At 44.8% G+C, this 16,564-nt stretch carries 16 protein-coding genes; 4 read left to right on the top strand and 12 right to left on the bottom strand.

What is annotated here, in order from left to right:
* Positions 1–35: 35 nt before the first annotated feature.
* The 3 genes from NHN17_RS17635 to NHN17_RS17625 form a co-directional block, all read right to left on the bottom strand.
* Positions 36–275: a hypothetical protein gene (locus tag NHN17_RS17635; RefSeq protein WP_255043973.1), complete on the bottom strand. Its 240-nt coding sequence runs from the start codon at positions 273–275 to the stop codon at positions 36–38.
* Between the two features lie 156 nt (positions 276–431).
* On the bottom strand, positions 432–686 hold the full coding sequence (locus NHN17_RS17630) for a hypothetical protein (RefSeq protein ID WP_255043972.1): 255 nt from the start codon (positions 684–686) through the stop codon (positions 432–434).
* 177 nt (positions 687–863) lie between these two features.
* Positions 864–1,640 carry a phosphotransferase gene (locus NHN17_RS17625; RefSeq protein ID WP_255043971.1) on the bottom strand — a complete coding sequence of 259 codons (777 nt, stop codon included), beginning with the start codon at positions 1,638–1,640 and terminating at the stop codon, positions 864–866.
* Positions 1,641–2,640: 1,000 nt separating this feature from the next.
* Between NHN17_RS17625 and NHN17_RS17620 the strand changes: the two genes are divergently transcribed.
* Positions 2,641–3,024 carry a response regulator gene (locus NHN17_RS17620; RefSeq protein WP_255043970.1) on the top strand — a complete coding sequence of 128 codons (384 nt, stop codon included), beginning with the start codon at positions 2,641–2,643 and terminating at the stop codon, positions 3,022–3,024.
* 57 nt (positions 3,025–3,081) lie between these two features.
* Here the strand turns inward: NHN17_RS17620 and NHN17_RS17615 are convergent, their stop codons facing one another.
* Entirely contained in the window at positions 3,082–3,807 is a 726-nt protein-coding gene (locus tag NHN17_RS17615; protein WP_255043969.1) for a flagellar brake protein, read from the bottom strand.
* 298 nt (positions 3,808–4,105) lie between these two features.
* Between NHN17_RS17615 and NHN17_RS17610 the strand changes: the two genes are divergently transcribed.
* Complete coding sequence (locus NHN17_RS17610; protein ID WP_255043968.1) at positions 4,106–4,339, top strand: hypothetical protein; 234 nt, start codon at positions 4,106–4,108, stop codon at positions 4,337–4,339.
* 432 nt (positions 4,340–4,771) lie between these two features.
* Here NHN17_RS17610 and NHN17_RS17605 read toward each other — a convergent pair whose 3' ends face one another.
* The 3 genes from NHN17_RS17605 to matP form a co-directional block, all read right to left on the bottom strand.
* Positions 4,772–5,164 (bottom strand): PPC domain-containing DNA-binding protein, encoded by a 393-nt coding sequence (locus NHN17_RS17605; protein ID WP_255043967.1) that lies wholly within the window; start codon positions 5,162–5,164, stop codon positions 4,772–4,774.
* A gap of 78 nt (positions 5,165–5,242) precedes the next feature.
* The gene (locus NHN17_RS17600) at positions 5,243–5,548 is read right to left on the bottom strand and encodes a DUF3634 family protein (RefSeq protein WP_255043994.1); all 306 of its coding nucleotides are present in this window, start codon (positions 5,546–5,548) and stop codon (positions 5,243–5,245) included.
* Positions 5,549–5,681: 133 nt separating this feature from the next.
* Complete coding sequence (gene matP / locus NHN17_RS17595; RefSeq protein WP_255043966.1) at positions 5,682–6,134, bottom strand: macrodomain Ter protein MatP; 453 nt, start codon at positions 6,132–6,134, stop codon at positions 5,682–5,684.
* Between the two features lie 219 nt (positions 6,135–6,353).
* On the opposite strand from matP, the gene NHN17_RS17590 reads away from it, so the two are divergent.
* Positions 6,354–8,042, top strand: a complete 1,689-nt coding sequence (locus NHN17_RS17590) for an AAA family ATPase (RefSeq protein ID WP_255043965.1) — start codon at positions 6,354–6,356, stop codon at positions 8,040–8,042.
* 68 nt (positions 8,043–8,110) lie between these two features.
* Entirely contained in the window at positions 8,111–8,626 is a 516-nt protein-coding gene (gene fabA / locus NHN17_RS17585; RefSeq protein ID WP_255043964.1) for a bifunctional 3-hydroxydecanoyl-ACP dehydratase/trans-2-decenoyl-ACP isomerase, read from the top strand.
* A gap of 252 nt (positions 8,627–8,878) precedes the next feature.
* Here fabA and rmf read toward each other — a convergent pair whose 3' ends face one another.
* From rmf to rlmKL, 5 genes are all read right to left on the bottom strand, one after another.
* Positions 8,879–9,052, bottom strand: a complete 174-nt coding sequence (gene rmf / locus NHN17_RS17580; RefSeq protein WP_255043963.1) for a ribosome modulation factor — start codon at positions 9,050–9,052, stop codon at positions 8,879–8,881.
* 170 nt (positions 9,053–9,222) lie between these two features.
* On the bottom strand, positions 9,223–11,319 hold the full coding sequence (locus tag NHN17_RS17575) for a DUF3466 family protein (protein ID WP_255043962.1): 2,097 nt from the start codon (positions 11,317–11,319) through the stop codon (positions 9,223–9,225).
* Positions 11,319–13,241: an ATP-binding cassette ATPase Uup gene (gene uup / locus NHN17_RS17570; RefSeq protein WP_255043961.1), complete on the bottom strand. Its 1,923-nt coding sequence runs from the start codon at positions 13,239–13,241 to the stop codon at positions 11,319–11,321. The genes NHN17_RS17575 and uup overlap by 1 nt, the downstream gene beginning before the upstream one ends.
* Positions 13,228–13,485, bottom strand: a complete 258-nt coding sequence (locus NHN17_RS17565) for a glutaredoxin family protein (RefSeq protein ID WP_255043960.1) — start codon at positions 13,483–13,485, stop codon at positions 13,228–13,230. Before NHN17_RS17565 ends, uup begins: the two co-directional genes overlap by 14 nt.
* Positions 13,486–15,624, bottom strand: coding sequence for a bifunctional 23S rRNA (guanine(2069)-N(7))-methyltransferase RlmK/23S rRNA (guanine(2445)-N(2))-methyltransferase RlmL (gene rlmKL / locus NHN17_RS17560; protein WP_255043959.1), 2,139 nt, complete (start codon positions 15,622–15,624; stop codon positions 13,486–13,488).
* Between the last annotated feature and the right edge of the window lie 940 nt (positions 15,625–16,564).

Raw genomic sequence — 16,564 nt, 5'->3', positions numbered from 1 at the left:
CGGGTTTGGTCAAAATTGGCGTAGTTGCATAGACTCTAACCGCCTGACCACTTTCCAATTTCACCCTTGGTAGCTCTGTAATCACAACCTGCTGCCCAGTAACAATGCCACTTGTGGAACTGGCCGATGTTCACCTGCTGGTTGAGTGACAGGGTCACGGTTGGCGTTTGGGTGATAGCAACTTCCTGACCATCCGTTGGCGGAATGTAGCGACCAAAACCAACCGCCCCCGCCTCGCCCATGTACTCAACGGTAATCGCCACATTCGGTAGCAATCAACACTGATTCAGTAAACGCCTCGATATACAGAAACTCGTCCACGCTGGAACATGTTGATGGAGTGCGGGCCGAACTTGCGCCCTAGCCAGACATACCAACCACATAGACATGATGATTACTCAGCGCATTGTTTTGGTTGATAGGTTGTAGTTTCAAGCGGCGGCCTGTTTCGCTTTCTTGGCAAGTTCAGCATCTTTAATCTTGAGGCTACGCACCTGCATATAGCTAGACAGACCAAGCATCCCAATGGCAGCTACAGCCATGATTTCATCCATGTATTTAGCTAACCAAGGTGGCGGATTACCGCCGTATTTCACGATAAGCGGTGTTATTTTTCGTGCTACGTTTTCAGCTTGTTGTGGGTCAAATTCAAAGTTATGGTGCACCATGGTCTGCTCGATAGTCATCAAGGCCACCATGTCACTATTGATCTAGCCAAACATCCGTTCAGTATGAACAAGGCAAGATACTGCTCCATAAAACAATAACTCGTTCAAAAGTCCTAGTTTTGTTTGCCTACATTCCACCTGCAATTGTCGGGATGGAAGCCTGCGGGGCTTCCCATTTCTGGGCTCGAGAACGGTTTAACTCACCAATGCATCGATAATATACTGCTGATGGCTGCTAAGGTAGTTAATGTCTGTCAGATAAGCCAAATGATGCCCATCGTTGATATTTTCGATGAAAGCTTGGTTACCATTACTGACTTCATTGTGCATATGGTCGACCAAAGCTTGAATCCTGTCGATCATTGCATTCACTAAACCCAAGCGGTCAACGTCAAGCAAACCATAAGCATCACAAAACTGCTTGGCTCTTATCGACTGAGATGCTAAGTCACCCATTGCATCATATTCATGAGTTTTAAATGGAGCCCAGCAGTACAAAGCATAAGCGATATCCCAAGTTCTCGGTGCTGGGTGCGCAGTATCAAAATCAATAATCCCCACTGTTTCTGAGCCCATCAGCGAAACATTGTAAGGCGCATAATCCCCATGACAGATAACTTCTGTTGGCTCCCGACTTGGAAGCATCCACTTCATTGGTTGGTTCGAATGTTTTGATAAAAACGAACTAGATGCATCATGGTATAAGCGAAGAAGTTTTGCAGCAGAAGTCAGTGCTTCAGTCGTAGCGATATTACCTTTCAGCGGATAATTGAAAACGTCGCCTTCCACGTAAGACAATATCTCATTATTTTTGCCGTCGAAACCGTAAGGCTTAGGTGCCGAATTAAAGCCGTGTTCGGCAATATGTGACAACAAAAACTGTACAGTTTCAGACCACTTGCCACGTGGTCGATAAATCTTATTATCAGAGCGAAAAATATGACCTTCGCGTCCACCTTGAAGCTCTTCCATCGATATCCTTATGTGTAATTTGTCTTGTGCTTATAACGCCGCTACAAGTTGTCCGCCCCAAAAGACCACCGTAAACAGACAAACAACCCATACCAAAAATGTTCCGTGGTAAAGGCCTTGATACTTATTGAGCCTTCTCCGACAGCATAGCCATCAGAAGGCGACTAAACCCAATATGGAGAAGACTCAGTAAGATTTTATAACCAACAGTGCGATTATTACTGCGGGATTGATCTAAATGCTCGCATTTTCTATGTCTGCATACTCGATAATCTCGGTAAAAAATCGTCCTAAGAAGATCATGCTGACACAGATGAATTACTGGGCGCCCCTGCGTCTATCAATATTGTGGTTGGTGTCGAGTGCATGCATTGCTTAGAGGTGGTAATTACCCTATTTGTGTTATTTGTTGTGGATCAAATTAAAAGTTATGGTGCATTATGCTTTTATATGAAGCACCAACCCAACGCATAACTGACATCCGTAGAGATTTTACGAGAACAACCTCTTATGGGTGTACAACGAAACAGTATCCGTGGGCGATGACTCATAATTCCATAGATTTCCATGATCGTACCTCATGGGGTACTCATGCAGAAAAGTTGAGATTAAAGCATAAAGTTAGAGTGCTGAAGTTCAGCCACCAGCAGTAAAAAATGCAATCCAGATCGAATCGGCAGATAGAGTCACCTATATTTCTGTCTAACGCGGCTGTGCGCTATTGTCCCCTTTTTAGAACACACAAAAAGCCTTACTTTTTTATATCGCTTAAAGCTGATTATAATTAACGCATGAAAAAATTATAGTGCACTAGCATGTGGGTTCTGGCAATAGAGATCACAATATGGTTCATCTTCAGACAAGTTGATCGTATATTCTCCCTATCATAATATATATTAATACCATTCCCGCTTAACCAAACGACTTAACGCTACATGGGTATAGAAGAGCTTTGTTGTTGTACTTAGCAAAAATACGATGAGTTTAAGGAAAAACCAGTATGAATAAGTTTCTCATCATTGAAGATAATAAGATGATGGCCAAAATCATGGCCGAGCTGCTAAGAAAAAGCGTCCCTATCCAAAAATTACATTATGCGCCTACCGCACAGCAAGCCTATACCGCTTTGCTTAAAAATACAGTTGATTGTGTTTTTCTCGATCTGAATCTGTGCAAACCTTTAGACGGTATTGATGTATTACAATATATCAAAACACAATATCCTTCTCTTCCCGTGGTTATCGTAACGGGTGACAGCGACATTGATACCGTAAAACGGGTCATTTCCCATAAACCAAACGACTACTTGGTCAAACCGCTTTCGATGCAAAAAATTCAACGTTGCCTTGAAAAGCTGGATATACTCCTATTGAGTGAAGATTAGTTCATTCCACCCGTTACAACGTAATGGATAAACAACGTATTTAACTGTCGCTCAACCCTATTTCTTAAATGAAAGCTTAGCTCCATCAAAAATAAGCTTACTCATTAACTCCCTCACAGCTTGCTGACCGAGATCATCAAACTCGATGCCAAGCTGTTTATTCCCCCCCATCAGCTGATGATTACAGACTTTCCCCGATAGCGGATACATTAGTTCCGTACTAGGATGAACTATTTCAATCGCCAAATGACTATTGATCTCTATCGTTGGACCATTTGCTTCTAGATAGAAACTGCAACCGGAGCTAGACAGATCTTTTAGAACCACATGCACCACGCGATTGGGTAGAACGATTTTTCCCTCGAGGCTAACGTTATAACGCGGTTCTTTTCTTAACTGGACAACGTTTATCTGAGGAGGAATATCAACAACTAACAGCGGAACGGGATCTGTAATAATATGGCTGAGCTTGGTTCTTACATTAACCAAAGCCCCTTCACCTTTTTCAGAAACAGCCTTAATGGTCACCCGATAACCGAGCTGGAAAAATTGCTCTCTTTCAATCTTTGTCACCTTTGGCAGTTCGATAAACAGCTTATCTTTACCATTGGTACCAATAAACACTGAACTCACCTGATAGAGCTGCCCTACCGGTGTTTTAACGCTCAGTGTAATCTCGCTCCCATGAGAGACTTCCATTAATCCTGGTAGTGAAGGTTTAGATAGCTCCCTCGTACGACTTTCCATCGCCCGACGCTTTATCTGACTCAGTTGCTGGTTCACAAATATTCCTTACTACCTTTATCGCTTTATTAATGAATTCTAATCGTTGTCGAACAGTGTCTACAATAGCCTTCACCGCCAATTTATCGTGTATTGGCATTAAAACACTGCACACCATAGTTTTGCCCATTAGCTTCACACTCAGAATTGATAGCAAAATATATTTAACTCAAAGATACAGCCTCGAGAGAAAAGCATCAAAACCATTGACAAAAATATCAATCAACTCATAATGCTATCTTTTGCGCGTTATCTGCACATGGCTATTACAATAAGAGATATTGACCAGCACTATTATATGATCGAAGAGCTAAAGTCGATTACTGAGAGCAACGTCACAACCAAAGCGTTAATTAAAGGCGGTTATATGGCCGTTGAACTTGGAAAGCAATTAGAACAAGAGAAAGAAAATAGAATAAAAGCCGAGCAAGCCTTAAGCGACCTGCAACAAAAGATCCATCATTATCTAACCAGTCATCAGGCTTTAGTTGATATAGCCGGTTCCCATGCTAAAAGTACTCTAACGAAATAGACTTCCTCGAAGCCGAATAATTAACAGCTGTAGAATCGAAATTCTGCGGCTGTTTTGCAATATATCGATTTACTTTTCCGCCACCAGCGCAGCCTGCCACATTGGAATAGCTTTAAATGCCGCTTCCAAGTAAACCTGAAACAAACTAACACTAAGAGCAATATCATACCGTCATCCAAGAATCAGGCACCCTCACGGCCGTTAGCTTAGCCTCTACGGCTATTTTACCAATCCTTGTGGGTTCTCTGCCCCACAGCCAAAACAGTAATTCCCTTGAAACTGTTCCTGAAATGACAAACCGGAAGGTATTAATACCTCTGAGGCCTTATCCATAACTTCATCACCTGCATAAGATACCGCTAATGGTAACAAGTATATACGGCATTAAGGCCCTCGGAATTCGGCCGTGGAAAGCCATGACTTAAGGAGCCGTTATCTTACCACCAGCTCGGTAAAGCCTGTCGTAGCGTCAGGCTCACGGGTAAAAGACAAATCGGTATATTCTGCCAGGCAAACCTCTGCAGTATAAGACACCATAGAACCTTCCTGTAGGTGTCCGCCATAGACACGCCCTGATTTATCCGCCACGGAGATATGCAAATGAACATGCTCTGGCGTTAAGGTGCCACTTAGGGTGAGAATTTCTAGCGGCCCTGCTAGTTCGAGGCTCTCTGATTCATTGGCAAGCCGAATAGAGGCGTGGGAAAGGCAACCAACACAACTTAGCAGCGAGCCTGCTTTAATGTCTTGTTGTTGCACATACGCCAAAATGGACGACTTCAGGTCGGTACCGAGAGTTAAACGAAACGCGTGGGGTGTTAGCATATAGGTAATCTCTATTGATGTTAGATACAAAAAAGCTCCCCTGGCTGGAGAGCTTATTGTCTGCGAATCTAATCGACTTTAAGCGCGTCTTCCCCGCTTCTTTGAGCCGCCGTTATGCGGAAAAACATTGTGGATACGCTGCTTCACCTTGGCTGGCACCGTCTTTGAAAAAACCAGTTTGGTCGCAAAACGATTCTTATAGACTTTGATCTTGCCAGAAAACGGCTGCTTATGCGCGATATCTTTGCAGCCGGCCAAAAAGCCATTTGGGATCTGACCTTTCTGCTGAGTGAGTTTTCCCTCCTCAAAGGTCAGCACCATGATTGGCCGATCTTTAAACACCAAAATAAATACAACAATGGCAAGGACAATCACAAATCCCATAAATTCCATACTTGGCTCCTCTCTAAGTTCCTTTCATGCCTAGATCTACAAAATGGTAATTCAAAAGGTTTTGAGTAGATCTTCGTTTTAGCTAGAGGCTATATCTAGATTCTAGTTCTTTTCTTTACTTAGCCTATTCAAAATCAAGCAGTTCATGGAGATCATGCTTGAGATCCAATACCTGCTTACTTGCCACCTCCGTCTTGTTGGATTCACTCAACAAGTACTCAATGGTATCAGACAAGGTACAATCCAGCTCTTTGGATTTCTCCGCCAGCCTTTCCCAAACACGGTAATCAAGATCAATAGATTTTTTACGGGTATGAACTTGCTCGGCGTTGAAATGGCGCTTTCTCTTGGCGCGGATAGCTTGTTTAAGCTTTTTATCAAGCTCCGGTGACATATGGCTATCAATCCACTTTAGCACCTTGGTTGGTTCATGTTCGATAGATAAGAGGCCATCAACCGCTGCTTTTGCTTCACTGGTATCAATGTACCCGGTGATCGCTTCACCTTCTTTCCATTTCTTTACTAGATAATTCCATTTCCAACCGGCTTCAAGGTTTTCAAGCTGCTGATATTTCATAGTCGTCAGGGGTTCTCGATAAGTCTAAACTTAAGTAGTGACAGTGTAACTGTAAGACACCTAAAGCTCAATTCCATTTTGAACTTTAAGCATTTGTTTTTAAGTCGATCTCAACCAAATTGCAAATGAAGTCAATAACATTACACACTAAGCTATTATGCAGGCATTGATTCATTTATACTGCTGACCTTTTCACATTACGAAATAAAGCACACGCCCATGCATGAACAAAACTGGCGCTCGATGACTCCAGACTACTCTCAGTACCAAGCCATCCTTGAACAGTATGATGATCTTCTTCCCGCGACTACAGGAACCTTGCAAGATCGCCTATCAGATGCTGTGCGCCGGTTTACTGCTGTCGAACTTCAACCTCGAGTATTACGTATTACCGCACCTGATAATAAGGTTTACCGTGATTATGTCATTGAGCTGATTTCACAACAAGCTGAAGCCCACAATGAATCACCGGTCATCGTCGCTGGCGAGAATGTTACCGATCAAAACCTTTTTGGTGCCGTATATCCACCGATTGAAGAAAACAACATCAGCAAGCAGCAGGTAAAACATGGGCTTGTACACCAGGCCAACAATGGCTACTTAGTGCTTTCTGTCACGGCTATCCTAGCGAACCCAAGTTTATGGCCTCGTCTTAAAAGCATTTTGATGAATGGGACGCTGGAATGGCAAGCAGCCTCAAACAAGTCCTTGTACCCTCTGCCACCAGCAGAGCAGCTCAATATCAAACTGGTGCTGATTGGCGACCGTTACCTGATGGCTGAGCTGGAGAATGCCGAACCGGACATCTCTTCGGGCTTTACCATGTATGGCGAGTTCGAACAGGACTTGATCATTGACAAGGATAACCTTCCGCTTTATCTCGCTTACCTCAAAGCCATTATCAAGAAAGCCAAACTGCCAGAGCTGGCGGACTCACAAGCACTAGAGATGGTGCTAAAGACAGGCGCCCGTTACGCCGAAGATCAAACCCGCGTGCCGCTTTGCCCTATTTGGCACCAAAGCCTACTTTGCGAAGCCGCCCTTGAGTCGCAAGATCAGAAAATTACTGCCCAGCACCTGAGAGATTCAATACAGGCGCGTGAATATCGCGAGTCTTACTTGCCAGAACGTGCAATTGAAGATATCCATCACGGTCAGGTACTTATTGATTGCCAAGGTGAAGAAGTCGGTCAGGTCAACGGGCTGACTGTCGTTGAAGTACCGGGACACCCTCGCGCCTATGGCGAGCCTGCCCGAATTTCGTGTGTGGTGCACTTTGGTGACGGTGATATCTCGGATGTTGAGCGTAAAGCAGAGCTTGGCGGTAATATCCATGCCAAAGGTATGATGATCATGCAGGCATTTATCAGTACCGCATTGGATTTAGACCAACCTTTACCTTTCTCCGCCTCTATTGTTTTCGAACAATCGTATTCCGAAGTCGATGGCGACAGTGCCTCTTTGGCAGAGCTATGCTCACTCGTATCTGCGCTATCAATGCAGCCTCTTAATCAACAAATCGCTGTGACCGGTGCTGTTGACCAATTTGGCCGTGTACAGGCTGTAGGTGGCATTAACGAAAAGATCGAAGGTTTCTATCAGGTTTGTGCATTCCGCGGCCTAACGGGTAACCAAGGTGTCATATTACCGAAAACAAACATGACTAACCTATGTCTCAATGATGAAATCCTCGATGCCATCAAAAACGGGAAATTCCACTTGTGGAGCGCAGAAAGTGTTGATGATGCTCTACCACTACTTACCGGCCAAGCCTTCCGCAGCGATGATCAGGATGCAGAGACTCTATTGGCAAAGATTGCAGAGCGCATTGATATCTTCCATAACGGTGAAATGGTGAAGCACATCGGTTTGTTAGCGCGCATCCGTAACTGGTTGGTCCAGAACTGATCCGAGTTGTTTGGCGTACATGTGTAAGCTAAATTGCCTCCATACTTTTTAAGGAGTTTTAAAGTCTGATGAAACGCCAGCAATCTTATAATTACGACGAACTTGTTGCATGTGGTAAAGGCGAACTTTACGGTCCAGCTTTCCCTTCCTTGCCATCTGACAACATGCTGATGATTGACCGTATTGTAAACATCTCCGATGAAGATGGTGACCACGGCAAAGGTTTCATCCATGCTGAGTTAGATATCCGCCCTGACCTGTGGTTCTTTGATTGCCACTTCAAAGGTGACCCTGTAATGCCAGGCTGCCTTGGTCTAGATGCCATGTGGCAGCTGGTTGGCTTCTTCCTTGGTTGGGCTGGCGGCGAAGGTAAAGGTCGTGCTTTGGGTGTAGGTGAAGTGAAGTTTACTGGTCAAATCCTGCCAGAAGCGAAAAAAGTAACCTATGAAATCCAGCTTAAGCGCGTTATCAACCGTAAGCTCATCATGGGTGTTGCCGATGGCCGTGTCTTGGTTGATGGTAAAGAGATTTACGTCGCAAAAGATCTGAAAGTTGGCCTATTCAAAGATACGTCAAACTTCTAAGCAACAGTAAACAAGCTATCAAAAAGTCGCCAATGGCGGCTTTTTTTGTATCTGGCTAGTGGCACTATGCCATTCAAGTACGTTCACGCAAAGTTACGCCGTCACCATATCAATATCAATGAATGCTGAACTAGCAGACATGAAGTGTTGGCTCATTGCCCATTGCCCCCAGCTTATCGCCATGGCCTGTAGAATAGAAAGAGCCCCTGTTCCTAATAGGGGCTCAATAAGGGAGATATGAAGGGAGGTTTATTATTTAAACAGGCCAGATTGCAGATCTTCTCGTGCTTCTCGCCAGCCACCTAGCCAGTTAGTACGGGCATCTGTCGCTTGATACGGACAGTCTTCACTGGAACGTCCATTTATGCCAGCTCTATAGCCTTGAGATTGTGCGCGTTCCAGACGATCCCGCTTTTGTCTCTTCATAAGTTCGATCCTCATCCTTATCATTTACATTCATTACTATTGCATAATGATGGAGATGTTGTGTCTCCACTATTAAGAATTAGCGAAACAGAAGCAGAGATCAACTACGAAAACAAAACAGGCTCACAAATTGTGAGCCTGAGTGTAATTTGACCAATCTTGACAAAAAATTACTTTCTTCGACGGAACCCTAGGAAGCCAAGGAAAGCCATTGCCAATATGCCAAGCGATCCACCACTACGTTCAATATTGGCTTCTGATTTAGGGCGCTCTTGAACTGTCGGCTCATCTGCGGCAGAAATTGGGACCAACTTAACAGCGACTGTACGTTCAATAGCATCCTCCTGTGCTCCGGCACAGAAAGAGTCTGTAGTAAGGTCATCATATGGCTGCTCCTTGCCATCTGTCCCTACACACTTATACGCAGTCGCTGAAATTACACCAGCATCATTAATGCCAGTTGCTTCAAAGATACGGTACATATTCGCTGTGCCGTTCTCATCACCGTCGTTGATCAAATCGTCAAGGAAATACACATCACCTTTCTTCAATGCAACTGAGCCTTCAATATCACCCATCGCATAGGTAAAAGCACGCTGGCGACGGAAACGACCGTCAACCTGATTCACCGACTCAGCATCTAAGCGACCAACAATTTGATCATTGTTATTTATTGCTCCTGGGTGACCATTGGCACCATTGAAGAACAATTCAGAGATGGAAGTATCCAAAAATGTCGGTGCATTTGGCTTCTCTTCGTTGTCATAAACAAACATACGCTCTACATATGAACGGTTATCAGAACGGAAGTTTTTCGCAACACCAATCACCTTATTATTCTTGTTTATACCGGTCGCAAGCGTATAGGTCAGCACACGGTCACCACTGCTTTCCAGTTCAAGGCCCGGTATCCTCGTTTTGGTGAAGCCCTCTTCAGTTACACTCGTCGCGTCTTCCGGAAGCTCCCAAATTGCCGCCCGCATCGCATAATAGTCATTATCATAACGATGGGTGGTAAACCCAACAACAACGGGTTGACCATTAACAAGCTCAACCGCTCGTGCTCCGGCTTGGAATGAACGGTCCTTGTTATCAGGGTCCAAAGTAGCTAGGTCATTCTTACTCAACAATTGCGCGTCTACGCTGCTGTCAGAATTTGCATCTACTGTCCAGAACACACCGTCATTGGCAAACACAGACAACTGACACTCTTTGGTACCGTAGAAGCTGTCTAGACCTTCTTCAAACCTTGTCGGACAATTTCTGAAAGCCGACTCACTAAAGGTAGGATCATCTCGGTCGCTACGGTTATTAGGCACCTTGTTGTCACTGTCACTAAAATCGCTTCGATCGTAAGACGCACTACCGACAACTAATAGCTGCTTTTCTTTAGTTGTAGGATCTTCATATTCAACCGCATCCCACGCCAAAGATTGACCTGCAGTTGTTGTCAGTGAATCCGTACCGGCTGGAGCAAGGCCTACCTTGTCATCACCAAGATTAACAAAACCACGCTTGTTAAACTGACGAGCATAGCGCTGGTTGTCGTAGAAGTAGGCACCGCTTGTCACACCCAAAGTATATTCGCCAACGGTATCGGCTGTGCCTTGAGCATTGATCACACTGTTAGTGGTTTTATGATTGCCTGAATCAACGATTGACCCCAATGCCGCTACGGCATCGGTATCATAATTAGTTTGCTCATCTGCAAAAGTTTCAACTGCAGAGAAGGATTCGAAACCACTAATAGCAGTCGCATTGGAGAAGTAACTCTTAGTCCAAGCTTCCTGCTCACGCACTAAACCGCCAAAACCTGTGCGGTCGCGAATATCATTGGTGTTGTAGCCTTTACCATAAAACTGGGTACGCGCCCATTCACGGCAAGTATTCGGGCCTAAATTATTGTCACAGTATCGGTATAGATCATCTTCATCGTTAACACGTTGAATATTATCAAGGATAAAGGGCACTTCATCACGATAATTGATGCCATCAGCACCAAAACGGCTTTCACCGAATACTGAATAGTCAGAATCATTACAGCTACCATCAAAACAGTTGTCACCGTCATCAGATGCAGTAATGCCTTGGCCATGAAAGGCTAAACGTTCAGTAATATCAGACTGATTAACCTCAGGGAAATACTGTTGAGAGGCGATGTTAGTTCCATCTGTCACTTCAACCACACGGTAAACAGCGGCGTTAGCGCCTGTCGCACCGGCTACCAAAACGGCCAGTGCTGACAATTTTAATGTCTTATGTTGCATTAAGCTTCCTTCTGCATTGCCTCAAGCTCTTCCCAACGTTCAAATGCTTGCTCAAATTCAGCTTCTGCTTCCGCCAAACGGTTCAGCGTGCCTTCAGTGTCATTTTTCACGTCCTGGAAGAAAGCAGGATCATTAATCAATTCCTGCAACTGCGCAATTTCATTTTCCAGTTCTTCAATTTTTAGCGGCAGATCTTCCAGTTCCTTCTGCAGTTTGTAAGAGAGCTTTTTACCTACTTTAGGACGTTCAGTCTGACGCTGCTTGTTCTCATCTTTTTTCTTTTCTGCCTCTATGTCGGCAGCGTGTGCCTTCGCCCTTAGGCTCAGCGAATTAGCACGTTGTTCCTGGGCATCGTGGTAGCCACCAACATATTCATCAATGACACCGTTACCTTCGAAAATCCAGCTTGTTGTCACTGTATTATCAACGAACTGACGGTCGTGGCTCACTAACAACAAAGTACCCTGATAGTTGGCAAGAATATCTTCCAAAAGTTCCAATGTTTCGATATCTAAATCATTGGTTGGTTCATCTAGCACCAATAAATTATTAGGCTTAAGGAAAAGTTTCGCCAACAGCAGGCGGTTTTTCTCTCCACCTGATAGCGCTTTAACCGGGGTACGGGCACGACGTGGATGGAACAAGAAGTCCTGAAGATAGCCGAGGGCATGGCGCGTGCGGCCGTTCACCGTCACTTCTTGCTTACCGTCAGCCAGGTTGTCCATGACTGTCTTTTCAGGGTCCAAGACTTCGCGATACTGATCAAAGTACGCTACATCTAGTTTTGTACCACAATGAAAGTGACCCTGTGACTGAAGATCACCCAGCATAATTTTTAACAGCGTACTCTTACCACAACCATTGGGACCGATGAGTGCAATACGATCACCGCGCATAACATTGAAGCTGAAGTCGTTGATGATTGGTTTGTCACCATAGCTATAACTAATATGCTCGGCCTCAAACACGATTTTGCCCGAGCGCTGCGCATCTTGAAGTTGCATGTCGGCCTTGCCTACCACTTCACGGCGCTCGCTGCGTTCACGACGCAACTGTTTCAGTGCCCTAACCCGTCCTTCGTTACGAGTTCGGCGTGCTTTGATCCCCTGACGGATCCACACTTCTTCTTGCGCTAGCTTTTTATCGAACTCAGCATTTTGCTCGGCTTCTACCCGAAGCATCTCTTCTTTATCTTCGAGATACTGATCGTAATCACCAGGGAAAGACGCTAGCTGGCCACGGTCGAGGTCGACGATTCGGGTTGCCATCGAGCGAATAAACGCACGGTCGTGCGAGATAAAGATGATCGAGCCTCTAAACTCTTTTAGGAAGCCTTCTAGCCATTCAATAGTAGAAACATCCAAGTGGTTAGTCGGCTCATCAAGTAGCAAGATATCAGGGTCACAAACCAGTGCGCGCGCTAATGCGGCTTTACGCTGCCAACCACCGGATAAATCTTTGAGCAATGTATTTGGCTCTAACTGAAGATGCTCCAACACCGATGAGATCTTGTTATCGAATTGCCAGGCATCAGCATGATCAATTTTTTCTTGCGCTCGACCTAATTTTGCGAAATTAGACTCAGAAGGATCATGGGTGATCAAATCCAACAGGTGGTGGTACTCTTTCAATACCTGCCCTATTTCTGCTAGACCTTCTGAAACATAATCAAACACGGTCCCTTCTGCATTACGAGGAGGATCCTGCTCTAAACGCGAAACAACCAGCTCGGACTCACGCTGAATACTGCCATCGTCAAGCAATACATCACCGGCAATCACTTTCATCAAAGTGGATTTACCAGCACCGTTACGGCCGACCAGACAAACACGCTCTTTCGGCTGTAGAAGAAATTCTGCTTTATCAAGCAGCGCGTGATCACCGTACGCCAATTGGGCGTTACTAATATTAATTAATGCCATTGTTGTTTAACCATAGTGCCAACTCATTAGCATCGAAGGGCCAACCGAGTTCTGGGCTGTTTGAGTCTGAATCAGGATTAAGAATAGAGAGCACAGGAATTGTGACGCCGTAACGAGAAAAAAGCACGTCATCAAAGGCGATATCCACCACTTGAACGTGCTCTTTTACACCGGCTTGTACGAGCAGGCTATAAGCCTGCTCGCAAAGATGACACCCTTCTGTGCTATAAAGCGTGATTAGCACTTAATCTTCCTTGTGGGTAATGATCCAGCAGTTATGAATCTGTTTGTTGCGACTAAAGTCCATTGGCAACGTTTTATCAGAAATGTTCTTCGCTTGTAAGCCAAGTTCTTCAAGTTTCTCGATGTCCATCTTGAACTGACGCTTATTATTCGAAAAAACTATTTGACCATTTGGTCTTAGCATACGTTTTAGGTTCTCAAATAGCATGATGTGATCACGCTGAACATCAAAGCTCTGCTTCATTCGCTTCGAGTTTGAGAACGTTGGCGGATCAATGAAGATAAGATCAAAGTCACCATCCGCTTCTTGCAACCATTGCAGACAATCCGCTTGAACAAACTGGTGCTGAGAGCCCACTTGGCCATTAAGCTCCATGTTCTCTTGTGCCCAACGTAAATAAGTATTGGACATATCAACAGTTGTTGTTGACTTCGCACCGCCACAAGCAGCGTGACACGTTGCGGAACCCGTGTAAGCGAACAAGTTAAGGAAATCTTTACCTGCAGCCATTTTACCAAGCTGCTTACGCGTCACCTTGTGATCAAGGAACAAGCCAGTATCAAGGTAATCGTATAAATTAACCTTCAGATCAACGCCGTACTCATTCACAATCATGTGGCGTTCAGCACTAGAAAGCTTCTGATACTGACTCTTACCCTTCTGGCGCTCACGCACTTTTAGGATAACCTTGTTGTTTTCAACACCGGTTACCTGAATCGTTGCGCGCATGATATCCATCAAACGGCGACGTGCTGTCTCTTCCGGAACCGTTTTAGGTGCCGCGTATTCCTGAATAATCAGGAAGTCTTTATATTTATCGATCGCTGCATTGTAGTTTGGTAGATCAGCATCGTAGAGGCGGTAACACTCCAGCCCTTCTTTCTTTGCCCACTTGCTTAGCTTGGTAATATTCTTCTTCAAGCGGTTTGCAAAATCTGGTGCGACTTCTTTCTCTTCGACGCGCCCTTCAGCTTCACCTTCAACATGCTTAACACCACCGGCTGTGATCTGGTATGTTTTCAGCACACAATCCAGCGCACCGTTGCTCAATTTGAACTGCTTGTCTGCACGCATACGCAAACAACTTAACAATTCATTAGAAGATGAATACATTGAAGCGGTAGAGCCGGCGAAAGCAAGCTTCAAACGGTTACCTAGTTCACTGTACAGAGAGACCAGTTCAGGCGTTGTCCCCATACGCTCACCATACGGAGGGTTACACAGGATGACACCTTCAGAGAACCCCTCTGGGCATGTAAGCTGAGTCGCGTCACCATATTCAAAATCAATCAGATCTTTAACACCGGCACGACCTGCGTTATCGCGCGCGATAGAGAGAACGCGGCGGTCCATTTCACGACCAAAAAACTTAGTTGTGACATTTGCAGGACCACGACGGGCTTTTACCTTCGCTTCAGCGTGAATTTCAAGCCAACCTTCACGGTCAAAGTCTTTAATCGCCTCAAAGCCCCAACGTTGACGTTTGATACCTGGCGCAATATTTGCCGCGATCAGCGCCGCTTCAATAAGCAAAGTACCCGAACCACACATTGGGTCTAGCAATGGCTTCTCTGGCGTCCAGCCAGACTTCATCACCAATGCCGCCGCATGGGTCTCACGCAATGGCGCTTTACCTGCTTCGCTACGGTAACCACGCTGATGAAGACCGCTACCGGCCATATCAAGGCCCAGTACACCTTTCTCACCAGACAGACGCATGTGGATACGTAGCTCTGGGCGTTCACGATCAATGCTTGGACGACGTAAATCAGCCTTGGTAAAGCGATCGACAATGGCGTCTTTCACTTTCATTGCACCGTACTGGCTGTTACGGATTTCACGGTTGGTACCATTGAAGTCAACAATGATACGGGTGTCACTACCAAAGTAATTTGGCCAGTTAATCGCAGCCGCACCTAAATACAAATCCATGTCATCACGAACGTTAAATTCGCTCAGTACCAAGATGATGCGCGATGCTACTCGCGTCCATAAACAGCATCGGTAAGCCGTTGCTTGCTCGGCCTTAAAACGGACGCCAGCATGTACAACCTGAACGCTGTCAGCGCCAAGTTTCGTAAGTTCTTCTGCAAGGAGGTTTTCAAGACCTCGTGAAGTGATAGCTAAATATTGATTCATGGATTTCTTTTCACACTTATGTTGCGGTGAATTATAACTGAAAACCCAGTAAATACCTTGTCATAAAAGGTGCTAACTCGGTTATTTAGCTAAAAAAACAGCAATCAAATGCAACTACACGTCACATTACTCTCCGCTTCTAGACTTTGATGCCGCCGAGTACCTGCGCCTTTGCAAATAACTAAGGCCCAACTGACGTTTCCTCATGTGCACAATGTAAGAAAAGCTATTATCCACAAGTGTAAACAACCGTTCGTGAAATACCGCATATAACACCAGCACCATTATCCCCCACAGGAAACAAACCATCGTCGCCACTTAAGATCAACAACTTACAGTTATACTTTTTCTGCAAATAAACCATTCAAAGTCGGTACTGACTAACCTGCAAACCTTTCAACCCTATACGGTTAACCCTAACCATTAGCATTCTTTCTTTTTGGGAACTAATGCTCATGAGGATATAATAAAAACCTACGACAGCTTGTTGCTGGCAGGTGATTTTATTACATGAATGAGGAAATTGAGGAAGTTTTTTTCATTTCACAGTGTTTTCAGGTGCGAAATTACGGTGTTTTTTTGCCCACCACCGATGAAATGAGGTAGAAAAAAAATGATAAAAAGATAAATATTTTAGACTTGTGTCACCAATAATGACGCTTTATTAAACAGCTAAAATAAGAAAAGGCTTATTCTGGGTTCATGTATTCTTCGCATCCCTTTAAGCGATACCCTTCTAACGAATAGTTTTATTGAGAAATCAGCAGCAAAAATACCAATAGTCTATCTCTTATCTAACGAAACGGCCCCGCAAGACCCCTTTTCAAATAACAAGGTAAATCCACACTCACACGAGGCGATTCTGAAGTGGTCAAGTGAAATTGGCCACGGTCTTAGAGTCATTCCAGAATAACCGTTCTGACTCATTTGGCGTCAGGCC

The sequence above is a fragment of the Photobacterium pectinilyticum genome (assembly GCF_024357955.1).
Taxonomy (GTDB): Bacteria; Pseudomonadota; Gammaproteobacteria; order Enterobacterales; family Vibrionaceae; genus Photobacterium; species Photobacterium pectinilyticum.
This window is presented reverse-complemented; position numbering and strand designations above follow the sequence as displayed.